Source organism: Sphingomonas sp. CFBP 13733 (assembly GCF_014841795.1).
In the GTDB taxonomy this organism is placed as follows: Bacteria; Pseudomonadota; Alphaproteobacteria; order Sphingomonadales; family Sphingomonadaceae; genus Sphingomonas; species Sphingomonas aerolata.
In genome coordinates this window covers 895,035-918,681 of the sequence record NZ_JACYUP010000002.1, presented here as the reverse complement: position 1 = coordinate 918,681, position 23,647 = coordinate 895,035, and the positions used below count along the sequence as shown (strand labels likewise).

At 65.5% G+C, this 23,647-nt stretch carries 20 protein-coding genes; 4 read left to right on the top strand and 16 right to left on the bottom strand.

Annotation, left to right across the window (positions count from 1 at the left end):
• The coding region (locus IFT71_RS21210) for a hypothetical protein (protein ID WP_206757444.1) at positions 1-223 on the top strand (223 nt) is incomplete at its 5' end.
• Between the two features lie 51 nt (positions 224-274).
• Here the strand turns inward: IFT71_RS21210 and rpmE are convergent.
• From rpmE to rpsB, 12 genes are all read right to left on the bottom strand, one after another.
• Positions 275-505, bottom strand: a complete 231-nt coding sequence (rpmE, locus tag IFT71_RS08470; RefSeq protein WP_031393312.1) for a 50S ribosomal protein L31 — start codon at positions 503-505, stop codon at positions 275-277.
• A gap of 103 nt (positions 506-608) precedes the next feature.
• Positions 609-1,112 carry a 3-hydroxyacyl-ACP dehydratase FabZ gene (gene fabZ / locus IFT71_RS08465; RefSeq protein WP_342212618.1) on the bottom strand — a complete coding sequence of 168 codons (504 nt, stop codon included), beginning with the start codon at positions 1,110-1,112 and terminating at the stop codon, positions 609-611.
• Between the two features lie 11 nt (positions 1,113-1,123).
• A complete protein-coding gene (locus IFT71_RS08460) occupies positions 1,124-1,789 on the bottom strand; it encodes an OmpH family outer membrane protein (RefSeq protein ID WP_031439361.1) in 666 nt (221 codons plus the stop codon).
• The gene (gene bamA / locus IFT71_RS08455; protein ID WP_446740755.1) at positions 1,789-4,572 is read right to left on the bottom strand and encodes an outer membrane protein assembly factor BamA; all 2,784 of its coding nucleotides are present in this window, start codon (positions 4,570-4,572) and stop codon (positions 1,789-1,791) included. Before bamA ends, IFT71_RS08460 begins: the two co-directional genes overlap by 1 nt.
• Before the next feature lie 55 nt (positions 4,573-4,627).
• Complete coding sequence (gene rseP, locus IFT71_RS08450) at positions 4,628-5,761, bottom strand: RIP metalloprotease RseP (protein WP_192140166.1); 1,134 nt, start codon at positions 5,759-5,761, stop codon at positions 4,628-4,630.
• Positions 5,758-6,915 carry a 1-deoxy-D-xylulose-5-phosphate reductoisomerase gene (locus tag IFT71_RS08445; protein ID WP_192140165.1) on the bottom strand — a complete coding sequence of 386 codons (1,158 nt, stop codon included), beginning with the start codon at positions 6,913-6,915 and terminating at the stop codon, positions 5,758-5,760. The genes rseP and IFT71_RS08445 overlap by 4 nt, the downstream gene beginning before the upstream one ends.
• Positions 6,912-7,667, bottom strand: a complete 756-nt coding sequence (locus IFT71_RS08440; RefSeq protein ID WP_192140287.1) for a phosphatidate cytidylyltransferase — start codon at positions 7,665-7,667, stop codon at positions 6,912-6,914. Before IFT71_RS08440 ends, IFT71_RS08445 begins: the two co-directional genes overlap by 4 nt.
• 65 nt (positions 7,668-7,732) lie before the next feature.
• Positions 7,733-8,425: an isoprenyl transferase gene (locus tag IFT71_RS08435; RefSeq protein ID WP_037533279.1), complete on the bottom strand. Its 693-nt coding sequence runs from the start codon at positions 8,423-8,425 to the stop codon at positions 7,733-7,735.
• A 71-nt stretch (positions 8,426-8,496) separates the two neighbouring features.
• Positions 8,497-9,054, bottom strand: coding sequence for a ribosome recycling factor (gene frr / locus IFT71_RS08430; RefSeq protein ID WP_031394213.1), 558 nt, complete (start codon positions 9,052-9,054; stop codon positions 8,497-8,499).
• Between the two features lies 1 nt (position 9,055).
• On the bottom strand, positions 9,056-9,784 hold the full coding sequence (gene pyrH, locus IFT71_RS08425) for a UMP kinase (protein WP_031394212.1): 729 nt from the start codon (positions 9,782-9,784) through the stop codon (positions 9,056-9,058).
• A 387-nt stretch (positions 9,785-10,171) separates the two neighbouring features.
• Complete coding sequence (gene tsf, locus IFT71_RS08420) at positions 10,172-11,104, bottom strand: translation elongation factor Ts (RefSeq protein ID WP_031439366.1); 933 nt, start codon at positions 11,102-11,104, stop codon at positions 10,172-10,174.
• Positions 11,105-11,194: 90 nt separating this feature from the next.
• On the bottom strand, positions 11,195-12,046 hold the full coding sequence (rpsB, locus tag IFT71_RS08415) for a 30S ribosomal protein S2 (protein ID WP_031394210.1): 852 nt from the start codon (positions 12,044-12,046) through the stop codon (positions 11,195-11,197).
• A 334-nt stretch (positions 12,047-12,380) separates the two neighbouring features.
• Between rpsB and IFT71_RS08410 the strand changes: the two genes are divergently transcribed.
• On the top strand, positions 12,381-12,614 hold the full coding sequence (locus IFT71_RS08410) for a hypothetical protein (protein ID WP_197975102.1): 234 nt from the start codon (positions 12,381-12,383) through the stop codon (positions 12,612-12,614).
• 137 nt (positions 12,615-12,751) lie between these two features.
• On the opposite strand, the gene pssA is transcribed toward IFT71_RS08410, so the two are convergent.
• Both pssA and IFT71_RS08400 read right to left on the bottom strand, forming a co-directional pair.
• Positions 12,752-13,540 carry a CDP-diacylglycerol--serine O-phosphatidyltransferase gene (pssA, locus tag IFT71_RS08405; protein WP_192140285.1) on the bottom strand — a complete coding sequence of 263 codons (789 nt, stop codon included), beginning with the start codon at positions 13,538-13,540 and terminating at the stop codon, positions 12,752-12,754.
• 158 nt (positions 13,541-13,698) lie between these two features.
• Positions 13,699-14,427 carry a phosphatidylserine decarboxylase gene (locus tag IFT71_RS08400; protein ID WP_031440639.1) on the bottom strand — a complete coding sequence of 243 codons (729 nt, stop codon included), beginning with the start codon at positions 14,425-14,427 and terminating at the stop codon, positions 13,699-13,701.
• Positions 14,428-14,623: 196 nt separating this feature from the next.
• Here IFT71_RS08400 and IFT71_RS08395 point away from each other — a divergent pair, with 196 nt between their 5' ends.
• Both IFT71_RS08395 and IFT71_RS08390 read left to right on the top strand, forming a co-directional pair.
• Positions 14,624-15,844: an NADP-dependent isocitrate dehydrogenase gene (locus IFT71_RS08395; protein ID WP_031394019.1), complete on the top strand. Its 1,221-nt coding sequence runs from the start codon at positions 14,624-14,626 to the stop codon at positions 15,842-15,844.
• A gap of 669 nt (positions 15,845-16,513) precedes the next feature.
• Positions 16,514-18,292: a cation:proton antiporter domain-containing protein gene (locus tag IFT71_RS08390; protein ID WP_192140164.1), complete on the top strand. Its 1,779-nt coding sequence runs from the start codon at positions 16,514-16,516 to the stop codon at positions 18,290-18,292.
• A 7-nt stretch (positions 18,293-18,299) separates the two neighbouring features.
• Here the strand turns inward: IFT71_RS08390 and IFT71_RS08385 are convergent, their stop codons facing one another.
• Positions 18,300-19,892, bottom strand: a complete 1,593-nt coding sequence (locus tag IFT71_RS08385) for a long-chain fatty acid--CoA ligase (protein WP_192140163.1) — start codon at positions 19,890-19,892, stop codon at positions 18,300-18,302.
• 18 nt (positions 19,893-19,910) lie between these two features.
• On the bottom strand, positions 19,911-23,468 hold the full coding sequence (gene dnaE, locus IFT71_RS08380) for a DNA polymerase III subunit alpha (RefSeq protein WP_192140161.1): 3,558 nt from the start codon (positions 23,466-23,468) through the stop codon (positions 19,911-19,913).
• Positions 23,469-23,647: the final 179 nt, after the last annotated feature.

Sequence of the window (23,647 nt, the reverse complement as noted above, 5' to 3'; positions counted from 1 at the left end):
CTGCGGTGACACCCCTCTAGGGCCCATCCCTAATCCCGTCAAACGCAAATTTCACTTTTATGGCAATTTTTCGCTGCGCAACCGCTGCAAGGCTTGTGGAACGCCCTACCCCCGCTTCCTGCCAGTCTTGATGAGCCGGATCGTGCAACTCCGCGTCCAGATACCGCGCTATAAACCGCTTCGCCCTATTGAAACGCCAAACGAAAAAGCCGGCGCACGCTGATTGCGTACGCCGGCTCTATCTTCCGCTCATCCGACATCGGTCGGACGGGAATTACTTGCGAAGCGTGAGACCGCCACCGAAGCGCTTGTTGAAGCGGGCGACCTGGCCACCGGTGTCGAGCATGGTGCCGCGACCGCCGGTCCACGCCGGATGCGCGAGCGGATCGATTTCGAGCGTCATCACATCGCCTTCCTTACCCCAGGTCGACCGGGTCTGGTACTTGGTACCATCGGTCATCTGGATCGTGATCATGTGATAGTCGGGATGCGTATCGGCCTTCATCGTATGTCTCCGGTATAAACGGCTGGTTCCGACCAGCCTAAAGCACGGCGGGCCCGTACACACAGCGGCGCCGTGATGCAAGCGAGCCCCCCCATTTCGGCAATTACGCCTTAGGCGAATCGGCGATCATCGCGGTGAAATTCGCTTCTGCGACCAGCTGACCGTCAACCAGGGCGCGCCCTGCGAATTTGCAGACGCTTGCGCGCTTCTGCACGAACGTCACGTCGAGCTGAAGCAGAACCCCGGGCTCGACCGGCTTGCGGAACTTCGCACCGTCGATCGCCATGAAATAGACGAGCTTTCCCGAACCTGCGAGACCGAGCGATTCGACCGCCAAGATGCCGGCGGCTTGCGCCATTGCCTCGACGATCAGCACGCCGGGCATGATCGGCCTGCCAGGGAAATGCCCCTGAAAAAACTGCTCGTTCATCGACACCGCCTTGATCGCGCTGATCGATGTGTCGGGGACGAGATCCACGACACGATCAACCAGCAACATCGGATAGCGGTGGGGCAATGCTGCCATCACCCGGCCGATATCGAGCGGTCCGCTCGATCGACCGGGCGCAGCGTCAGCCGCGTCGACGTTCACGTTATCCGTGCTCACCGACGATGTTCTCAGCGGCCCTGCGGCGTCGTGCGCGCAGGCGTCGCGCGGGCGGGTGCCGCTGCGGCAGGTGCGGCTGCCCCACCCTGCTGGCCCTGCTGGTTCGGCTGCCAGCCGGCGGGCGGCGTGATGCCGACGGTCGGGACGAGACGGTCGAGCTCGGCCGTGATCGACGCCGTGATATCGGCAGCCGGCTGTGCGAACAATGCGGCATCCGGACGAAGCAGCAGGGTCACGTTCTTGGCGCGGACAGCATTGCTGACCGCATCGCCGAGCTTCGCCTGGATCTGTTCGATGACATATTGCTGGGCGCGCTGTGCCGGCTGGGTCAGACGAGCCAGTTCCTGGTTTGCCGCGGTCTCGCGTGCCTGGATCGCCTGAGCCTGGCTCTGGAGCGACGCCGCATTCGGGGTCGGCGCGCGCTGTGCGGTCTGGAAGGCGGTCACGAGCGGCTGGAGTTCGCGGGCGATCGCCTGGCGGCGGGTCTCGGCCTGGTCGAGCTGTGCCTTGTAGGTCGTCTCGATCTGGCCACGCGCGGTGGTCCAGGCCTTGGAGCCTGCGATCGCGCCCTGCGGGTCGGCGACCGCGATACCCGAAACCTGGGCCTGCGCCGGTGCGACGATCGCCGCCGGTGCGAGCACGGCTGCGGCGAGAAGAAGCGTCTTGAACGTCGTCATCAGAACTGTGTCCCTACGTTGAAAGTAATAAGCTTGGGGTCATCACCCGGCTGCGTCAGGATCGCCTTGGCGAGATCGATACGCAGCGGGCCGAACGGCGAATTCCAGTTCACGCCGATACCCACCGACAGACGGGGCCGCGGCGAGTTGCCAAGGAACGTCTCCTTGAACGGCGCGATCGCGCTGGTCGCGATGACATTGGCTTCGGCGCCCGAGCAGGCCCCGCCGAGCGTATCGGAATAGCCAGCCTGACACGTCGTCGCCCGCTGCGCCGTTTCGGTGGCACCGGTCGGCGTGTAGGTGTTGAAATAGAGCTGGCGGCCAGCGCTATCGAACAACGGCGTATTGATCGGCAACACGGTGACATTGCCGGCCGCGTCGACCGACGTTGGGAAGACGGCGGTCGGCAATGGCTTGGTGATGCCGAACAGGCTGCCGATCTGCGCGTAGATGGTCGGGCGAAGCCCCAGTTCGCGCGCGCCAGAGCCCAGCGGAATCTCGATTTCGGCACGAGCCAGATAATAAGCCCGGCCGCCAAGCGCGTCGTCGACGATCTGGTTGCGATCGGTCACTACCGTCTGCGTACCATCGGCCGCAGTGACATATTGCTGGCGCAGGACCCGCGGACCGACGCCGCGAATGTCGAAACCACGGAACTGCGGTTCGCCGAGATAGAAGCGGTCGGTGATGCGGACGCGGTCGACACCCTCGCCACGGCTCTTCTCGAGCGAGTGGATATAGCCGCCCTCGGCGATGATCGAGCCGATAAAGCCGCTGCCGAGGTTCCAGAACTTCGATCCTTCGGCGCGCGTACGGATATACTTCACGTCGCCGCCCAGACCGGCAAAGTCCTGGCTGAACGAGAAGCGCTGCCCGGCGGTCGGACGCAAACGGCTGTTCAGCGTATCGTAGATCAGCGAATAGCCGATCGACGACGTCCAGCGATTGCCGAGCGCTTCGCAAAGATAGCGCCCGGCCTTGAGCGGATCGCAGACGCCGTTGGTGAAATAGGACGCCTGGTCGAGGCCGACCTCGTCATAGGACAGGCCGTAGCGGCCCGACAGCGACCAGAATTCGGTCAGCGGCACACCGGCACGGATCTGGAAGCCCGTCGAGACCTGTGAATAGGTCGTTTGGCGGTCGTTCCCGACATAGTTGAACGAATTGTAATCACGCCGGAATATGTCGCCACCGAGCGCGATGTTCTTGTCGAATAGATAGGGCTCGGTGAAGCCAAGCTCGATCGACTTGGAATAGCTCGAATAGTTCACGCCGGCGCGCAGTTCCTGGCCCTTGCCGCGGAAATTGCGCTGCGTGATGTTCGCCTGGATGATGAACCGCTCGAGGCTCGAATAGCCCGCCGACAGCTGCAATTCGCCCGTCGAGCGCTCTTCCAGATTGGTTTCAAGGATGACGCGGTCAGGCGCGGAGCCTGGCGTCTGCTTGATTTCCATCTTGTCCTGGAAATAGCCGAGCGAGTTGATGCGATCCTGCGAGCGCTTCACCTGAAAGCTGTTGAACGCGTCGCCCTCGGCAAGACGGATCTCGCGACGCACGACCTTGTCCTGCGTCTGCGAATTGCCGTTGATCTCGACCCGCTCGACATAGGTGCGCTTGGCTTCGGCGATGTTGAAGTTGATACCCATGGTCAGGGTATCGACGTCCTTCTGGAACTCCGGGTTCACCTCGGTGAACGCATAGCCGAAGAGGCCCGCGGTCTGGCTCAAATTGTCGACCGAATCCTCGACGAGCTTCGCGTTATACCACTCGCCCTTCTTGAGCGGCAGCGTCGAGGCGAGCTTCTTGTTGTCGAAGTCGCGGATCTGGCTGTCGACGGTGACGTCACCGAATTTGTAGCGCTTGCCCTCCTCCACCACGTACGTGATGATGAAGTCCTTCTTGTCCGGCGTCAGCTCGGCGACCGCGGACGTTACGCGGAAATCGGCATAGCCCTCAGTCAGGTAGAACTGGCGCAGCTTCTGCTGGTCGTAGCTCAGGCGATCCTGGTCATAGCTGGTCGCCGAGGACAGAAGGCGGAACAGCCGCGCCTGCTTGGTCGCCATCTGGCCGCGGATCTTGTCGTCCGAGAACACCTCGTTGCCGAGGATGTTGATCTGGCGGACCTTGGACTTCGGCCCTTCGCTGATCTCGAACACGACATCGACGCGGTTCTGGTCGAGATTGACCATCTTGGGATCGACCACCGCGGCGAAGCGGCCCTGGCGGCGATACAACTCGATGATCCGCGCGATGTCCTGACGGACGGCGGTGCGCGTGAAGATCTGGCGCGGCGCGAGCTTGATCTCCTTGGTGATCTTGTCCGCCTTGAGCGCCTTGTTGCCCTCGAGAATCACGCGGTTGATGATCGGATTCTCGCGGATGCGCAGGACGATATTGCCGTCCTCGACCCCGGCGATCGAATAATCCGCAAACAGGTCGCTCGCCTGCAGGTCCTTGAGCGCCTGGTCGAGCGTTTCCGCCGTGTACGGAATGCCGACGCGGAGCTTGGTGTAGCTCAACACGGTCTCGGGCTCGATGCGCTGCGAGCCTTCGACACGCAAAGTCTTGATCAGAGTCTGGGATACAGGCGCCGCTACGGGCGTTGTAGGAACAGATGCAGGGGCAGCCGCCTGTGCACGCGGCGGGCCGGATCGTGCCTGAGCCGCGGGCGCGGCGCCCGCAGGCGCGACCTGTGCCCAGACCGGCACGCCGGACAGCATCGTACCTGCCAGGAGCAGGGCGCCGTTACGCGCCAAAGTGTAACCGTTGATTGCTGTCACCAAACCCACCCCAAGAAACTTGCATACGCAAGGGCGCGCCCGCCCTGCCCTAACCGCGTCAGCCGATCAAGCCGGCCAGATTCTTCCACAACCCGAAATTGCCGAGATCGTTGAAGGTCACGAGAAGCATCAGTGCGAGGATCGCCGCAAGCCCGCCGCGATACGCCCATTCCTGAACGTCGGGACCGACGGGCTTTCGTCGGACTGCCTCTATCGCATAAAATAGCAAATGTCCGCCATCAAGCATCGGCACTGGCAGCAGGTTGATGAACCCCAGATTGATGGACACCAGCGCAATCAGAAAGACATAGGCATCGAGGCCGAGCGACATCTGCTCGCCCGAGACCTTGGCGATACTGAGCGGTCCGCCTAGCTCCTTGACGGAGCGACGGCCCGAAATCACCTGGCCCAGCGTCTCGACCATCATCGAGACGATCTCGCCGGTCCGCTTCACCGCGACGGCCGGTGCTTCGAGCAAGCCGACGCGAACGACGACGGGTTTGCCACCGGCGATCCCGAGCCGGCCGATCCGATATTCATTCCCGAACCGGTCGCGCTGTAGCTCGGTACCGATCACGACATCGCGCGACACCAGTCGTCCATCACGCAGTACATCAATGCTGGTGCGCTCTCCCGCACGGATCCGGGCGTAGCGTGCCATGTCGTCGAAGGTTTCGACCGAACGCCCGCCCAGCGCGGTGACCCGGTCACCCTGTTGCAGACCAGCGAATGCCGCCGCGCTGCCCGGAACGGTCGCCCCGATCACCGGCGGCATCCGGACGTCGCCATAAGCGAGCGCGAATCCCGCGAGGATGACGATTGCGACGACGAAATTGACCACCGGACCTGCGGCAACGACGATTGCGCGCTGCCAAACCGGTTTCGACTGGAATGTCCGCTGACGTTCGTCGGCAGGCAAGGCGAGCCACTCGGCGGAGGGCTGGCTTGCGGGGGTCATGTCCCCGGCGAATTTCACATAACCACCAAGCGGCAGCCAGCCGAATTTCCAGCGGGTGCCACGACGATCGGTAAAGCCGGCGATCTCGCGTCCGAACCCGATCGCAAAGGCGTCGGCCTTGATCCCGAATATCCGTCCAGCAAGATAATGGCCCATCTCGTGAACGAACACGAGCGGTCCGATGACGAGCATAAAGGACAGGATCGTCAGCAGGATACCGGGCGTTTCGATCAAACCACGCAATCCTTCACACGCTCGCTCGCAAGGCGCCGCGCCTCGGCGTCGATGGCCAGAACGGCATCGACGCTATCCGGTGCGGCCGGATCGTAGCGTATCAGCGTATCCTCCACGATTGCGGCAATTTCGAGGAAGCGGATCCGGCGGCTGAGAAAGGCGTCGACCGCCACCTCGTTCGCCGCGTTGAGGATCGCCGGGCGCGCCCCGCCCGCGTCCAGTGCTTCGCGTGCCAGCCGCAATGCGGGAAACCGCACCGGATCGGGCGCCGCGAAATCGAGTCGGCCGATGCCGACGAGATCGAGCGGCGCCATCGGTGTCGCCATCCGGTTGGGCCAGGCCAGGGTATGTGCGATCGGCGTGCGCATGTCGGGCGGGCCGAGCTGTGCCAGAACCGAGCCATCGACATAGTCGACCAGGCTGTGGATCACCGACTGTGCATGGATGACGATCTCGATCCGGTCGGGCGCGATCGGGAACAGCCGGGCCGCCTCGATCAGTTCGAGCCCCTTGTTCATCATCGTCGCCGAGTCGACCGATATCTTGGCGCCCATCGACCAGTTAGGATGCTTGACCGCCTGTTCGAGCGTCACGCCGCGCATCTGATCGGTCGTCCAGTCGCGGAAAGGCCCGCCGCTGCACGTCAGGATAATCCGCCTTATGCCTTCGGGCCGCGCGGCATCAAAGCATTGGAAAATTGCGTTATGCTCGGAATCTGCCGGGAGCAGGGTCGCCCCGGACCGCGCAGCTGCGCGCAAGATGACGTCGCCCGCGGAGACCAGCGGCTCCTTGTTCGCGATGACGACCGTCCCGCCCTGCTCGATGGCCGACAGGACGGGCTTGAGGCCCGCACAGCCGACGATCGCCCCCATCGTCCAGTCGGCGCCCGATGCGGCGGCCTCGGCGATCCCGTCCGCACCGCCACCGGCGCGGACACCCGTTCCCGCCAGCGCCGCCTGCAGATCTGGCAGGCACTGCTCGTCGGCAACCACTGCGAATTCGGCGCGGGTCCGGATCGCGGCCGCGGCGAGCCGCGCGACGTCACAATTTGCGGTCAGCGCGACGACGCGAAAACGATCGGGCTCGCGTTCCACGAGATCGAGCGTCGACGTACCGACCGACCCGGTCGCACCGAGAATCGTGACGCTTTTCATGAGTATAAGCTCGGCAACATGATGAGTAACGCCGCGACCGGGGCGACCGGGACAAGCCCGTCGAGACGGTCCATCACGCCGCCATGACCGGGCAGCGTATTGCCGCTGTCCTTGACGCCTGCGACGCGCTTCAACCAGCTTTCGTACAGGTCCCCCATCTGCGCCAGCGCCGCGAGAAACGGCGTGGCGAGCGCAAGGTGGAACGGCAGCTCATATTCGACGTGAAGGATCGCCGCGACGATGCCCGCGAGCACCACGCCGCCAATCAGGCCCGACCAGGTCTTGTTCGGGCTGATCACGGGTGCAAGCTTGGGTCCGCCGAGTGAGCGTCCGGTGAAGAACGCGCCGATATCGCACGCCCATACCAGCGACAGCGCCCAAAGCGTCAGGAGCACGCCGTCCTCCTGACGCCGGATGATCATCAGCGCGAGCACGGGCAGCCCGCAATAGATAATTCCGAGCGCCAGCGGAGGCTTACGCGTGGTGATGACGACGAAGAACGCCGCCCCCGCGAGCAGGCCCAGCGTGAAGAAGTCGTGCACGACGAGGATCAGCGAGGCCGGCGCCATCAGCGCGAGCGGCACGGACAGCGCGAACTGCGTCATGCGCCTGGTTTTCGCGTCGGCGCCCTGCAGCATCGCCCATTCGGCCATCATGAACAGCGCGGCCACCACGCCCAGCAGCCAGAAGGCGATCCCGCCCAGCGTCAGCGCGATGCTCGCGACGACGATCATGCCGACGCTCGCGATCATCCGGAGCTTGAGGTTGGACGGTGTGCGAAGCGCCTGATCGGGGGCCCGTTCGGGATCGGTAAGCGTCACAGCCCACCGTAGCGGCGTTGCCGCACGCCAAAGGCCGCGACGGCCTCGGCGAGCGCGTCGCCGTCGAAATCGGGCCAGAGCGTGTCGACGAACAGCAGTTCGGCATAGGCCGCCTGCCACAACAGGAAATTCGACAGGCGTTGTTCACCCGAGGTGCGGATCATCAGGTCGAGCGGGGGAAGATCGCGCGTGTCGAGTTCGCCCTCGACCATTGCCGCGTCGATGCTCGCCGGATCGAGCACCCCGTCGCGCGCGCGTTCGGCCAGGCGGCGGGCGGCGAGCACGAGTTCGGCATGGGCGCCGTAGTTGAGTGCGATCGCGAGCAGCGGACCGGTATTGGCCGCGGTCCGCGCGATCGCATCATCGACCATCGCGACCAGATCGGGCGAGAAGGCGTGGTAGTCGCCGATGACGCGCAGACGGACATTCTCGCGGGTCAGCTCGTCGAGATCGCTGCGGATGAAATGCCGCAGCAACCCCATGAGATCGCTGACCTCTTCCGCAGGACGGCGCCAGTTTTCCGACGAGAACGCATAGAGCGTGAGCGCCTCGATCCCCATCGCGCGCGCCGCGCGGGTGACGTTTCGCACCGCATCGACGCCCGCCTTGTGGCCGGCAAAGCGGGGGAGGAAGCGCTTCTTCGCCCACCGCCCATTGCCGTCCATGATGATCGCGACATGGCGCGGCACCGCGCCGCCCCCAGGAACGGCGACTAGCGACGCAGCCTGGGAGGCTCCGGCCGAAGCAGCGCCAAGCGGCCTCACTTGCCCAGGATTTCCTTTTCCTTGGCGCCCGCGGTCGCATCGAGATCGGCGATCGTGCTGTCGGTGAGCTTCTGCACCTCGACTTCGTGACGCTTGCGCTCGTCCTCGCCGAACACGCCCTTCTTCTCATCGACCTTCAGCGAATCCATCCCGTCGCGGCGGACGTTACGGACTGCAATGCGGGCCTTTTCAGCATATTGGCCGGCGAGCTTGGCGAGTTCTTTGCGACGCTCCTCGGTCAGATCGGGAATCGGCAGACGCAGCGTCTGACCGTCGACGATCGGGTTGAGACCCAGCCCAGCGGAACGGATCGCCTTGTCGGTCGGGCCGACATTCGACTTGTCCCAGACCTGCACCGACAGCATCCGCGGCTCGGGTGCCGACACGGTCGCGACCTGGTTGAGCGGCATCGACGAGCCGTAGACCGTGACCATCACCGGATCGAGCAGCGCGGTCGACGCGCGGCCCGTGCGAAGGCCCGCCAGATCATGCTTCAGCGCTTCGACGGCACCCGCCATGCGGCGTTCCAGGTCGCTCTTGTCATACGCTGCCATCTTAACTCTCCTGCTCGTTCTGGACGATCGTCGACACGCCATCACCCGCCAGCACCGCGGCAAGATTGCCGGGTTCGCGGATGTTGAAGACGACGATTGGGATATCATTGTCGCGGCACAGAGCGATCGCGCTCGCGTCCATGACCTTGAGGTCCTCGGACAGCACCGTGCTGTACGAGATCGTCTCGTAGCGCGTTGCGTCCGGGTCCTTTTTCGGATCGGCGCTGTAGACGCCGTCGACCGACGTGCCCTTGAACAGCGCGTCGCACTTCATCTCGGCAGCACGCAGCGCGGCGCCCGAATCGGTGGTGAAATAGGGGCTGCCGACACCGGCGGCGAAGATCACGACGCGGCCCTTTTCGAGGTGCCGTTCGGCGCGACGCCGGATGAAGGGTTCGCAGACGCTCGCCATCGGGATCGCCGACTGGACTCGCGTGTCGATGCCGATCTGCTCGAGCGCGTTCTGTACCGCGAGCGCGTTCATCACGGTCGCGAGCATGCCCATATAATCGGCAGTCGCGCGCTCGAAGCCCTTGGCGGCAGCGGCGAGGCCACGGAAGATGTTGCCACCCCCGACGACGATGCAGATCTCATAGCCCTTGGCGCGGACGTCGGCGATCTCGCCGGCGACACGTGCGGTGACGGTGGGATCGATCGAAAGACCGGCGGGTCCCATCAGGACTTCGCCCGACAGTTTGAGCAAAATGCGTTTGAAGCGCGGAGGCGTCATAAATCTCGAATTGTGATTGGCGGGGCGGCGCGGACCTTAGGCGGCGAGGCCGGGGATGTGAAGCGCTGCGACGTGCCTGTGTGGACTCTGAGCGGTCAGGAGACGGAAAATCGTCGACCGCAGGAGGGCGCGCGAGGGGAAATGCCGTCATTTTCGCGGATATTGAGGGGCTGGCGTCGCGAGCGACACCGACCGCCTAGGGTCTGGATCCCCGCCTGCGCGGGGATGACGGAGTAGCGCACGGCTACTCCGTGATCCTTCTCCCCTCGGGGAGACGGTTGCCCGGCGGGGGACGGGCGAGGGTCTAGACCTCGCCACGCCACTCACCCTTCCCGCGGCCAGGCGACCGCGGGCTCCCTCTCCCCGGAGGGGCGGGGGAGAGTGGGGTTACGCCTGCGGAACGCCCGAGGCGGCAGCGACTTCGGCGGCGAAGTCGGACTGTTCCTTCTCGATGCCTTCGCCAAGCTGGAAGCGGACATAGTCCACCAGCTTGATCTCGGCGCCCGCGTCCTTGCCGGCCTTGGCGACGACGTCGGAGATCTTGGTCTTGCCGTCCATCACGAACAGCTGGCTGACCAGAGCATGCTCCTTGCGGTACTTGGCGATGCCGCCTTCGACCATCTTTGCAATGATATCGGCAGGCTTGCCCGATTCGGCGGCCTTCTCGGTCGCGATCGCGCGCTCACGCTCGATCTCGGCTTCGTCGAGATCAGCCTCGTTCAGCGCCTTCGGGAACGCCGCTGCGATGTGCATCGCGAGCTGCTTGCCGAGCGTCTGGAGCACTTCGTCAGACGCCTCCGACTCGAGCGCGACGAGCACGCCGATCTTGCCGAGGCCCGGCGATGCCGCATTGTGGATGTACGGAACGACCGCACCCTTGCTGACTTCGAGCGTGCGCGAACGGCGCAGCGACTGGTTCTCGCCGATCGTCGCGACGTTGTTCGTCAGGACTTCTTCAACGGTCTTGCCCGATGGCATCGCCTGCGTCTTGAGCGAGTCGATGTCGCCGCCGGTGGCGAGCGCGATCTGCGTCACGTCACGGACAAACGACTGGAACTGATCGTTCTTTGCGACGAAGTCGGTTTCCGAGTTGACCTCGACCGCAGCACCCTTGGTGCCCGAAACGGCGACGCCGACCAGACCCTCGGCCGCGGTGCGGCTGGACTTCTTGGCGGCGGCGGCGAGACCCTTGGTCCGCAGCCAGTCCATCGCCTGCTCCATGTCGCCGGCGTTCTCGCTGAGCGCCTTCTTGCAGTCCATCATGCCCGCGCCGCTCTTTTCGCGCAGATCCTTGACCATTGCTGCCGTGATATCAGCCATGTCCGTAAATCCTCTTTAGTCTGAATGTAGTTGCGGGCGAGGTAAGGCCAGATGCCCTACCCCGCCCGCATGACGGTTCGGCGACGACGCTTATGCGTCGATCTGGCGCTCACCCTCGGCCGCGAACTCTGCGGCGGTCTCGGCATTCGCCGCAACCTGCGTCGTGTCGGCGGTCGGCTCGACGGTCGGCTCGGCGATCGCCTCTTCCTTCGGCGGCTCGACCATCGCACCGATGTCGGCACCGGTCCGGCGCTGCTGCTCCTGGCCTCCACGAGTCGCTGCAATTGCAATGGCTTCGCAGTAGAGGCGGATGGCGCGGGCGGCGTCGTCGTTCGCGGGCACCGGGAAGGCGATGCCGTCCGGCGAGACGTTCGAATCGAGGATCGCGACGACGGGAATACCCAGCGTGTTGGCTTCCTTGATCGCCAGCTCTTCCTTGTTCGCGTCGATCACGAACATCACGTCGGGAATGCCGCCCATGTCGCGGATGCCGCCGAGCGAAAGCTCGAGCTTGTCCTTCTCGCGGGTGAGCTGGAGCACTTCCTTCTTGGTCAGGCCGACAGTGTCACCCGACAGCATTTCCTCGAGCGTCTTCAGACGCTTGATCGAACCCGAGATGGTCTTCCAGTTGGTGAGCATGCCGCCCAGCCAGCGATGGTTGACGAAGTGCTGGCCTGCGCGACGTGCGGCGTCGGCGACGGGCTCCTGCGCCTGGCGCTTGGTGCCCACGAACAGGACCTTGCCACCGCCGGCGACGGCCGACGAGACGAATTCGAGCGCGCGCGCGAAGAGCGGCACGGTCTGCGAGAGGTCGAGGATGTGGACGCCGTTGCGGTCACCGAAGATGTAAGGCTTCATCTTGGGGTTCCAGCGATGCGTCTGGTGACCAAAATGTGCGCCCGTTTCAATGAGCTGCTGCATCGAGACGACTGGTGCCGCCATAGGATATGTCCTTCCGGTTGTGCCTCTGGGAAGCGGATGACGTGCCGGCCGAATGACCGAAACGCACCGGGCTATGATGCCTCCCATGCGGGGTTAGAGGCGCGGCCCTTAGCCGGGGATCGCGCCAAATGCAACGGCTTACCGCCGACTTGACAAAAGAACGCAATAAGAACATAACGGGGTCAGAACAGAACAGAGCTTCGACTCGGCGCAGAATCACCCCGGAACGGCGGTGATCCAAATGCGACGAACGGAACGATGTTTTCGACCGGGTGTTGCGAACCTTAACACAATGTTCGCATTTGCAGGGAAGGCGAGCGGGAAGATGAGCGGGATGATGATAGTGAGCTTCATGGTGTTCTCGGGGTCGTTCGCAGTCGCGACCGCGGTGATCCTGACGTCGATCGCACCGCAATGGTCGCGCATCGTCAGCCTGGCATCGGGCAATGTCGAGCCGGCCTTCGCCCCGCTGCAGACGCTCGCGCGCGCCGAGCGCCGGATCGCGGTCCGCCGCTGGTCTTCGACCGGCATGCCGCAGCCGTCGCAGCGCTGGAATGCTGCCGCCTGAACTTTGGCGGTTTGACCTGGGCGCCTGATCGACAGGCGCCTTGCTGATCCACGGGCGTGGCCGGCTAGCGGATTACACGGGGTCCGCCTGGGGATCGAACGCCCCGGGTCAGCAGTCCCGGGGCTTGATCGGCCGGATCAAAGACCCGGCTTGGCGGACGTCTCGCCGCTACGGACGCCGGCGCGCTGGCGGCGGACCTTGGCATAGCTGGCGATGCTGAACGGCATCGAGACGATATAGAGAAGGCAGATGACGCTGAGCGTGTGCCAGGGAGCGCTGACGAGCGCGGCACCGAGCAGGACGACGAGCGCGATCGCCTCGAACCGGACGTTGCGACGCAGCTTGAGCGAACTCCACGACCAGGTCGCGATGCTCGACACCATCAGCAGCGCGACGAATGCGATCCAGGGTGCGACGATATAGGGCGAGGCGAAGAACGGTTCGTCGGTCCAGAACCAGAAGAACATCGGCATCAGCGCGAGCCCTGCGCCGGCGGGCGCGGGCACACCGGTCAGGAAGCCCGCGGATTTGTGCGGCTGATGGCTCTCGTCGATCTTGGCGTTGAAGCGTGCGAGGCGGAGCGCGCAGAACACGGCGAAGATCAGCGCGCAGATCCAGCCCATCCGCGGCAGCGCAGCGAGCGACCAAAGATAGACGATCAGTGCAGGCGCGACCCCGAAGGAGATCGCATCGGACAGCGAATCGAGTTCCGCGCCGAACCGGCTCTCGCCGTGGAGCATGCGTGCGATCCGGCCGTCGAGCCCGTCGAGCACGCCGGCGACCATGATCATCGCGACCGCGCTTTCCCATTGGCCGCCGATCGCGAACCGGACGCCGCTGAGACCCGAGCAGAGGGCGAGCGCGGTGACCGCATTGGGTGCGACCGCGCGGAGCGGCAGACCGCGACGCGGCCGGCGCGCCCGCATCGCGCGGCCCGCCGCCTGCGACTCGTCCGCACGGTTGGCGGACCCGTAAGACGTCCCGTCCCGATCGTTCACCGGACCATCATTCAAAGGACCATCATGCTCTGGTCGATCATTCGAAGGACCATCGATCGCAGGACCATCGATCGCAGGACCATCGATCACTGGGCAATGCCGCCGACGGGCACGCCGCCGACCCGGCCGAGCACGGTTTCGCCGGCGATGCTGCGCTGGCCGAGACAGACCTGGGGGACGACATGATCGGGAAGATAGACGTCGACGCGGCTGCCGAATCGGATGAGCCCGATCCGCTGGCCGACCGCGACCATGTCGCCCGCCTTGACGAAGCCCAGGATGCGCCGCGCGACGAGCCCGGCGATCTGGGTGAAGCCGATCCGCATACCGTTGCGATCCTCGACCACGAAATGCTGGCGCTCATTCTCCTCGGACGCCTTGTCGAGATCGGCGTTAAGGAACTTGCCCGAGATATAGACGACCTGGCGGATCGTGCCCGCGATCGGCGTGCGGTTGATGTGCACGTCGAACACCGACATGAAGATCGACACGCGCACCAGCGGTGCGTCGCCGAGACCATTCTCGCCGGCGAGTTCGCGCGGGATGGGGACGCGCTGGATCATCGTGATCAGCCCGTCGGCGGGGGCGACGATCAGCCCCTCGCCCTGCGGCGTGGTGCGGACGGGGTCGCGGAAGAAGGTCGCGACCCAGATCACGACGCCGACCATCGGCCAGAACAGCACATGGCTGAGCATCGTCAGCAACAATGTGATGCCGGTCGCGATGGCGACGTATTTATAGCCTTCCGGATGGACTGCGGGAAATCGCCATTTGACCGTGGAGGTCGTGACGGGCGGCTTGTCGAGCGATGCCATAGCGTGCGGGTCTATCCGTGCCGGACGCGCGATACAACGATGAACAGCCTTTTCCCGACAGCACCGGGGGTTGCGCGAGGTTGCTCAAGGTTGCTTCGCGCGACATTCGGCAGTCGATCGGGGCGCGCCCGACGGTTGATCGGCGGGGCCGGCTCCCCTAGACGCTCCCCCAACCCCCTCCCCCGAAGGACGATATATGGCGAAGATCAAGGTTAAGAATCCGATCGTGGAGATCGACGGCGACGAGATGACCCGGATCATCTGGGAATGGATCCGCGAGCGCCTAATCAAGCCGTATCTCGACATCCAGCTCGATTATTACGATCTCGGCGTCGAGCATCGCGACGCGACCGACGACCAGGTGACGATCGACAGCGCGCTCGCCACGCAGAAGCACGGCGTCGCGGTCAAGTGCGCGACGATCACGCCCGACGAGCAGCGCGTGACCGAATTCGGCCTGAAGAAGATGTGGAAGTCGCCGAACGGCACGATCCGCAACATCCTGGGCGGGACGATCTTCCGCGAGCCGATCGTGATCAAGAACGTCCCCCGCCTGATCCCGGGCTGGACCCACCCGATCGTCGTCGGCCGCCATGCGTTCGGCGACCAGTATCGCGCGACCGATTTCCTCGTCCCCGGCCCCGGCAAGCTGCGCCTGGTGTTCGAAGGCGATGACGGCGCGACGATCGACCGCGAAGTGTTCCAGTTCCCGTCGGCGGGCGTCGCGATGGCGATGTACAATCTCGACGACTCGATCCGCGATTTCGCACGCGCCTCGATGCATTACGGGCTGAACCTGAAATGGCCGGTGTACCTGTCGACCAAGAACACGATCCTGAAGGCCTATGACGGCCGCTTCAAGGACCTCTTCGCCGAGGTTTTCGAGAGCGAATTCAAGGACAAGTTCAAGGAAGCGGGCATCGTCTACGAGCATCGCCTGATCGACGACATGGTCGCATCGGCGCTGAAGTGGAACGGCGAGTTCGTGTGGGCGTGCAAGAACTATGACGGCGACGTCCAGTCGGACCAGGTCGCGCAGGGCTTCGGCTCGCTGGGCCTGATGACCTCGATCCTGCTGACCCCGGACGGCAAGACCGTCGAGGCCGAAGCCGCGCACGGCACGGTCACGCGTCACTTCCGCATGCACGAGCAGGGCAAGGCGACCTCGACCAACCCGATCGCGTCGATCTTCGCCTGGACCGGTGGTCTCAAGTATCGCGGCAAGTTCGACGACACGCCGGACGTGACGAAGTTCGCCGAGACGCTCGAGCGTGTCTGCGTCCAGACGGTCGAGAACGGCCACATGACCAAGGATCTCGCGATCCTGATCGGGCCGGACCAGCCCTGGATGACGACCGAGCAGTTCTTCGAGCAGGTCCGCTCGAACCTCGAAGCCGAAATGGCCAACTGGGCGTGACGGACGGCCCCTCCCGGAAACGGGAGGGGCCTTTTTTTTGGGTGCGGGTTGGGGTGTCAGCCTTCCGTGACGCCGCGCGCTCGCGGCTCTGCGAGGCTCGGCCGGCCCGGCGTCCAGGGCCCTCCCGGCTCTCCGACTCCCCTGCTTTAGCTTTCCGGTCCTGGCCCTCTCCGCCGTCATTCTGACGAACGTCAGGACCTAGGGTTACGGGCGGCGCGCTGCTTGGCTCTGGATCCTGACTTTCGTCAGGATGACGGGTTGGGGGATGAGGCGTGGGTGGTTGCCGAGTAGCGGGGCTTGGCTTTGCGCAGCTTCGGTTTGCGCTGGTCAATCGCTGCCTGCTCGGCGCCGCGCCCCCACCCCGCCCCGCCCCGCCCCGCCCCGCGTCCCGCCCTGGGCCCCGCCGCCGCCGTCATCCTGATGAACGTCAGGACCCAGGGTTACGGGCGGCGCGCTGCTTGGCTCTGGATCCTGACTTTCGTCAGGATGACGAGTGGTGGTGGTGTGGATGTTCCATACCTGGCATTGCTCGGCTGGGCCCGCCTCGACCTAACCCAGCCCGGCTCGCCCCGCCCCCCGCGCCCGCCGCACTCAGGAGCACGAACCGCGCGGGCGGTGGGGCGGTATTATTCCCTGACGAATCGGGGAGGCGTCGCCTAAGGTCGGGGGATGGCATTACGGCTCGACAATCAGGGTTTCAGCGACACACTCGTCATTCTCGGGGCGGCGGGGCTGGTGATCCCGGCGTTTGCGCGGTTCAGGGTCAGTCCGGTGATCGGGTTCATCCTGGTCGGGCTGCTGGTCGGGCCGGCGGGGCTGGGTTCGCTCACCGGGGCGGTGCCTTGGCTCTATTACCTGACGATCTCCAACCCCGAGGCGATCGAGCCGTTCGCCGAGTTCGGGATCATCCTGCTGCTGTTCTCGATCGGGCTCGAGCTGTCATTCCGACGGCTCTGGTCGATGAAGCGGCTGGTGTTCGGGACCGGGGCTGCCGAGCTGATCGGGTCGGCGATGATCATCGCGGTCGCGCTGCATTTCATCGGGCAAGGCTGGGCAGGCGCGATCGGCCTGGGCTTTGCGCTGGCACTGTCGTCGACCGCGCTGGTGCTGCCGCTGGTCGGGACGACCGGCGCAGTCGGGCGCGGGGCGTTTGCGATGCTGTTGTTCGAGGATCTGGCGCTGGTGCCGCTGATCTTCGTGCTGGGGGCGCTCGCCCCGACCGCGACCGCGGACGGGTGGAGCAACCTGGCAGGCGTGGCGCTGCGCGGCGCTGCCACGGTGGTGGCGATGTATGTCGGCGGGCGGCTGATCCTGCCGCGGCTGTTCGGGCAGGCAGCGCGGACCAAGAGCCCCGAACTGTTCCTGGCGGCGTCGCTGCTGGTGGTGATCGTGGCGAGCGTGGCGACGACCGCGGCGGGGCTGTCGCCGATCGTCGGCGCGCTGCTCGCCGGGCTGCTGATCGCGGAAACCGAATATCACAGCGAGGTCGAGGTGATCACCGCGCCGTTCAAGGGGCTGGCGCTGGGCGTGTTCCTGATCACGGTGGGGATGAGCCTGGACCTGCGGCTGATCGCGCAGAACTGGCCGTCGCTGCTGCTCGCGGTGACGGGGGTGGTGGCGACCAAGGCGGTCGTGACGTTCCTGTTCCTGCGCGTCGCCAATTCGCGGCGCGGGGTGGCGGCGGAGACCGGGCTGCTGATGGGCAGCCCGTCCGAGACGACGCTGATCGTGCTGGCGACCGCGGCGCAGGCGCAGCTGATCCTGCCGTCGACCGCGAGCTTCTGGCAGACGGTGACCGCGATCGGTCTGACGATCACGCCGCTGCTCGCCAAGCTCGGGCGCACCGTGTCGCGTCAGCTCGAGAGCCGGTCGACCGCGGATACGGGCGATATCGAGATCGACGAGGAGGGTCCGGGGACGGTCGTGATCGGCTTCGGCCGGGTCGGACGGATGGTCGCGGACATGCTCGCGGTGCACGGTCAGCGCTATGTCGCGGTCGAGGCGGATATCGATTCGGTCGAGGCCGCGCGGGCGCAGGGGCATCCGGTGCTGTTCGGCGACGTCGCGCGGCCCGAGCTGGTCGACCGGCTGAAACTGGATACCGCCAAGGCGCTGATCCTGACGATGGACGACCCGGTGCTGACGGTGCGGCTGGCGCGGCGGGTGCGGCTGCTGGCGCCCAATTTGCCGATCGTCGCGCGCGCGCGCGACACCGCGCATGCCGCCGAGCTGTACCGCGCAGGCGTGACCGATGCTGTGCCGGAGACGCTGGAGAGCTCGCTGCAGCTGGCGGAGGCGGTGCTGGTCGACCTGGGCGTCGCGATGGGGCCGGTGATCGCGTCGATCCACGAGAAGCGCGACGAACTGCGCCAGGAGATCAAGGCGGCGGCGGACATGCTGGTCGAGCCGCGGGTCCGCAAGGCCAAGCGGACGCCGCGGAAGGTTTAAGGGGGCGTCAGGCGTCGGTGAGGGTGAAGTCCCTGAACCGTTCGCGCAGTGCGGTCTTCAGGAGTTTGCCCGTCGCGGTGTGGGGCAGTTCGTCGACGAAGACGATCGCGTCGGGGAGCCACCATTTGGCGACGTGCCGGGCCAGGTGATCGCGGATCGCGGTGTCGGTGACGGTGCTGCCGGGCTTGCGGACGACGATCAGCAGCGGCCGCTCGTCCCATTTGGGGTGGTGGATGCCGATCGCCGCAGCCTCCGCGACGCCGGGGCAGCCGATCGCGGCGTTTTCGAGATCGACCGAACTGATCCATTCGCCGCCCGACTTGATGACGTCCTTCGACCGGTCGGTGATCTGCATCGTGCCGTCGGTGTGGAGCATCGCGACGTCGCCGGTGTCGAACCAGCCCTCCGCATCGACCGCGTCGCTGTCCGCGCCGAAATAGCGCTGCACCACCCAGGGGCCGCGGACCTGGAGCGAGCCGGCGATCGAGCCGTCGCGCGGGAGCACCTGCCCCTGATCGTCGACGATGCGCAGTTCGATGCCGAAGGGGACGCTGCCCTGTTTGGTGACGAGATCGAGCTTCTCGTCATGCGTCATCATGTCCCAGTGCGGCGGCGCGAAGCCCGCGGTGCCGATCGGCGAGGTCTCGGTCATGCCCCAGAGATGCTTGACCGACGCGCCCATGGTCATGATCCGGTCGATCATCGCGCGCGGGGCGGCCGCGCCGCCGATCGTGACGAGTTTCAGATGCTCGGGCGCCTCGCCAGTCGCGTCGATATGCCCGAACAGCGCGAGCCAGACGGTCGGCACGCCCGCGGAATGCGTGACGTGCTCCTGGTTCATCAGCCGGCACAGCACGCCCGGATCGTTGATCGCCGAATAGACGACCTTCGCCCCCGACAGCGCGCAGGCGAAGGGCAGCCCCCAGGCGGCGGCGTGGAACATCGGCACGACCGGCAGCACGACCGCGCTGGGGGATAGATCAAACACCCAGGGCGCGACCTCCGCCATCGCGTGGATCAGCGTCGAGCGGTGCGTGTAGAGCACGCCCTTGGGATTGCCGGTGGTGCCGCTGGTATAGCAGAGCATGCACGGATCGCGCTCCGGCCCCTCGACCCAGGCATAGTCGCCATCCTGCTCGTCGAGCAGCGCGCTAAAGCCGTCGGGGCCGAGATCGTCGAAACAGACATAGTGGCGGATGCTCGACCATTGGCCGCGCAGCCGGTCGACGATCGGCTGGAAGGCCTTGTCGTAGAGCATCACGCGGTCTTCGGCGTGGTTGGCGATATAGACGAGCTGTTCGTCAAATAGCCGCGGGTTGATCGTGTGGATCACCCCGCCCATCCCGATCGTGCCATACCAGGCGATCAGGTGGTGTGCGTGGTTCATGGCGAGGGTCGCGACGCGGTCACCCGGACGGACGCCAAGGTTCTCAAGTGCTTGCGCGAGTTTCTTCGCGTCACGTGCGATCCCGGACCAGTCGGTGCGGGTCTCGCGGCCGTCCGCCCAATAGCTGACGATCTCGCGGCGGCCATGTTCGCGTGCGGCATGGTCGATCAGCCGGGGGACGCGAAGCTCGAAGTCCTGCATTCCACCCAGCATTCTCGCTCTCCCAAGCAATTATCCGACGAGAGCCAGCCGCGTTTCCGAGGTCTTGAGCTCCACCTTTGTCACACCGTGCAACGACTCGATGTGCTCTGCAAGCTCGCCGTCGAGCAGGAAATCGCGGCCGAGCAGGATGCTGACCTCGCCGTCGGGAAGCATCGCGCGGACGCGCACCTCGCCGCGCGCGCCGCGGTGATCGGCGAGCAAGGACGCGAGCCCGGCGAAGGCGGCCATGTCCGAGATGGTCACGACGACCTGGAAGCGCGCGATGTTGGCGAGCCCCTCGAACGGCTGGATCCGCTTGATGCTGACGCGCGGCGTGTCCTCGCCGGGCTTGCGGTCGAGCTCGACGGTGATGAGGCCGCAGCCGCCCGCCTTGGCGGCGTCCTCAAGATCCTTCGAGACCTGATCGTCGAAACAGGTCGCCATGAACTGGCCGCTGGCGTCCGAGCATTGCGCCATCATGAATCGCTTGCCGCGGGCGGAGGTGCGATAGCGCGCATCCTCGACCAGCACCGCCATCGTCGCGCCGGCGCGGCTGCCGTCGTCGGGAATGTTGAGCTCCGACAAGGCGGTATAGGCGCGCGCGCCGTGGCTGTTGGCGATGTGGCGGTGGCGGTCGACCGGGTGCGCGGAGAAGTAGAAGCCGAACGCCTCCTTCTCCTGATCCATCCGCTGGCTGAGCGTCCAGCGGACCGACGGCGGCAGCTTGATCGCGTCGCCCGCGGGTTCCGCATCGCCGAACAGACCGCCCTGCCCGCTGGTCTTGGCGGCGTGGGTGCGCGCGGCGATCGCGAGGATCGTCTCGGCGGTGGCGTGGATCCCGGCGCGGTTGGGCTCGAACCCGTCGAACGCGCCCGCGGCGGCGAGCGTCTCGAGCTGGCGCTTGTTGAGCAGGCGCGGGTCGACGCGCTTGGCGAGATCGTCGAGCCCGGCGAACGGGCCGTTCTGGACGCGCTCGACGATGAGCTTCTCCATCGCGCCTTCGCCCACGCTCTTCAGCGCGCCGAGCGCATAGCGGACCGCCAGATTGTTTCCCCGCGAAGGCGGGGACCCAGTCTGGGCACCCGCCTTCGCGGGTGAACAGTCTTCTTCCTCGGTGTCGGGCAGCACCTCGACGTCGAACTCGGCCTGGCTCGCATTGATGCAGGGCGGCAGCGTGGCGATGCCGAGACGGCGCATGTCGTCGGTGAAGATCGCGAGCTTGTCGGTCTGGTGCAGGTCGTAGCACATCGACGCAGCGAAGAATTCGTGCGGGTGATGCGCCTTCAGCCACGCGGTCTGGTAGGCGAGTAGCGCATAGGCGGCGGCGTGGCTCTTGTTGAAGCCATAGCCGGCGAACTTGTCGATCAAGTCGAACAGCTCATTGGCCTTGGCCTTCGGGATGGCGTTCACCTTGGCGCAGCCCTCGACGAAGATCGCGCGCTGCGCGTCCATCTCGGCCTTGATCTTCTTGCCCATCGCGCGGCGCAGCAGATCGGCGCCGCCGAGCGAGAAGCCGGCCAGGATCTGCGCGGCCTGCATGACCTGTTCCTGGTAGACGAAGATCCCGTAGGTCTCCGACAGGATCGATTCGAGCGCGGGGTGCGGATATTCGATCGTCTCGGTGCCGTTCTTGCGGCGGCCGAAGGACGGGATATTGTCCATCGGGCCCGGTCGGTAGAGCGAGACGAGCGCGATGATGTCGCCGAAATTGGACGGGCGGACCGCGGACAGCGTGCGGCGCATGCCCTCCGATTCGAGCTGGAACACGCCGACCGTGTCGCCCTTCTGAAGCAGCGCGTAGACGCCGGCGTCATCCCATTCGAGCGCGTCGAGATCGACCTTGATCCCGCGCTTGGCGAGCAATTGCACGCCCTTCTGGAGCACCGAGAGCGTCTTGAGGCCAAGAAAGTCGAACTTCACGAGGCCCGCGCCCTCGACATATTTCATGTCGAACTGCGTGACGGGCATGTCCGAGCGCGGATCGCGGTAGAGCGGGACGAGCTGCGCGAGCGGGCGGTCGCCGATCACCACGCCGGCGGCATGCGTCGACGAGTGGCGCGGCAACCCCTCGAGCTTCATCGCCAGATCGAGCAGCTTTCGCACGCCATTGTCGTTGGCATATTCCTTGGCGAGTTCGCCGACGCCGTTCAGCGCGCGCTCGAGCGTCCAGGGATCGGTCGGGTGGTTGGGGACGAGCTTTGCCAGCCGGTCGATCTGGCCATAGCTCATCTGGAGCACGCGGCCGGTGTCCTTCAGCACCGCGCGCGCCTTCAGCTTACCGAAGGTGATGATCTGCGCGACCTGATCGCGGCCATATTTCTCCTGGACGTAGCGGATCACCTCGCCGCGGCGGGTTTCGCAGAAGTCGATGTCGAAATCGGGCATCGACACGCGTTCCGGGTTCAGGAAGCGCTCGAACAGGAGCCCCAGCTTGATCGGATCGAGATCGGTGATCGTCAGCGCCCAGGCGACGACCGAGCCTGCGCCCGAGCCACGGCCCGGACCGACCGGAATGTCGTGATCCTTCGCCCATTTGATGAAGTCGGCGACGATCAGGAAATAGCCGGGAAAGCCCATCTGGACGATCACGTCGACCTCGAAGGCGAGACGCGCGCGATAGACGTCGCGCCAGCCGTCCTCGGCCTCTCCGTGGAGTTCGGTGATGCGCGCGAGACGCTTTTCGAGCCCGGCCTCGGCATCGTCGCGGAGCAGCTTCGCCTCGCCCTCGATATCGCCGGCGAGGCTGGGGAGGATCGGCTTGCGGTAAGGCGCCATCACCGCGCAGCGCTGGGCTACGACCAGCGTGTTGGCGATCGCCTCGGGCAGGTCGGCGAACATCTCGTGCATCACCGGCGCGGGCTTCATCCACGCTTCGGGGCAGCTGCGGATGCGGTCCTCGGTCTCGACATAGGTCGAATGCGCGATGCAGAGCATGGCGTCGTGCGCGTCGCCGAACGCGCTTTCGGTGAAGCAGCACGGGTTGGTCGCGACGAGCGGCAGGTTGCGTTCGTAGGCGATGTCGATCAACGCGTCCTCGGCGGCGATCTCGGTCGCGTCGCCGCGGCGTGACAGTTCGATGTAGAGACGGTCGCCGAACAGGTGCTGGAGGCGATCGAGATAGGCGCGGGCGCGGTCGGGCTGGCCTTCGGCGAACAGCCGGGCAAGACCGCCCTCGCCGCCTGCGGTCAGCGCGATCAGCCCGTCGGCATGGCGCTCGAGCGCTGCGAAATCGACATGGGCTGGCATCTCGATCGGGCGGTCGAGATGCGCCATCGAGACGAGTGCGCAGAGATTGTCATAGCCCTTGGCGTTCTGCGCATAGAGCGCGATCCAGTCGAACGGGGTGGCGATGCCGTCGGGCATGTCGGGGCGGCTGACGCCCAGCATCACGCCGATCACGGGCTGGACGCCGTCCTTCTTGGCGGCGTCCGAATAGGCCATCGCGGCGTAGAGGCCGTTGCGGTCGGTCAGCGCGGCGGCGGGGAAGCCGAGCGCACGCGCCTGCTTGGCGATCGCCTTGGGATCGATCGCGCCGTCGAGCATGGTGTAGCAGGAAAAGACGCGGAGCGGGACGTAACCGGAATGCATGGGTGAGAGGTAGGCGTTGCGGCGTGATTCGACCAGACGCGATGGCGGGGGGTGCGGGGTGGGACGCGATGAGTTGAGTCTGTGCGTGTGGGTTTTTGGTTCGAGGCTGTTCTCCCGCGAAGGCGGGAGGCCAGTCTGGGCCCCCGCCTTCGCGGGGGAACAGTCTTGTGTTCCGGGTG

Bases quoted from the DNA above. Each gene is read 5' to 3' on its own strand.
- frr (WP_031394213.1), bottom strand. From the start codon at position 9,054: ATGGCAGCGTATGACAAGAGCGACCTGGAACGCCGCATGGCGGGTGCC.
- rpsB (WP_031394210.1), bottom strand. From the start codon at position 12,046: ATGGCGGCACCAGTCGTCTCGATGCAGCAGCTCATTGAAACGGGCGCA.
- pyrH (WP_031394212.1), bottom strand. From the start codon at position 9,784: ATGACGCCTCCGCGCTTCAAACGCATTTTGCTCAAACTGTCGGGCGAA.
- IFT71_RS08395 (WP_031394019.1), top strand. From the start codon at position 14,624: ATGGCGAAGATCAAGGTTAAGAATCCGATCGTGGAGATCGACGGCGAC.
- IFT71_RS08385 (WP_192140163.1), bottom strand. From the start codon at position 19,892: ATGCTGGGTGGAATGCAGGACTTCGAGCTTCGCGTCCCCCGGCTGATC.
- IFT71_RS08460 (WP_031439361.1), bottom strand. From the start codon at position 1,789: ATGACGACGTTCAAGACGCTTCTTCTCGCCGCAGCCGTGCTCGCACCG.
- IFT71_RS08390 (WP_192140164.1), top strand. From the start codon at position 16,514: ATGGCATTACGGCTCGACAATCAGGGTTTCAGCGACACACTCGTCATT.
- IFT71_RS08400 (WP_031440639.1), bottom strand. From the start codon at position 14,427: ATGGCATCGCTCGACAAGCCGCCCGTCACGACCTCCACGGTCAAATGG.
- pssA (WP_192140285.1), bottom strand. From the start codon at position 13,540: ATGCGGGCGCGCCGGCCGCGTCGCGGTCTGCCGCTCCGCGCGGTCGCA.
- IFT71_RS08410 (WP_197975102.1), top strand. From the start codon at position 12,381: ATGATGATAGTGAGCTTCATGGTGTTCTCGGGGTCGTTCGCAGTCGCG.
- dnaE (WP_192140161.1), bottom strand. From the start codon at position 23,468: ATGCATTCCGGTTACGTCCCGCTCCGCGTCTTTTCCTGCTACACCATG.
- IFT71_RS08445 (WP_192140165.1), bottom strand. From the start codon at position 6,915: ATGAAAAGCGTCACGATTCTCGGTGCGACCGGGTCGGTCGGTACGTCG.
- rpmE (WP_031393312.1), bottom strand. From the start codon at position 505: ATGAAGGCCGATACGCATCCCGACTATCACATGATCACGATCCAGATG.
- tsf (WP_031439366.1), bottom strand. From the start codon at position 11,104: ATGGCTGATATCACGGCAGCAATGGTCAAGGATCTGCGCGAAAAGAGC.
- IFT71_RS08440 (WP_192140287.1), bottom strand. From the start codon at position 7,667: ATGATCGCGAGCGTCGGCATGATCGTCGTCGCGAGCATCGCGCTGACG.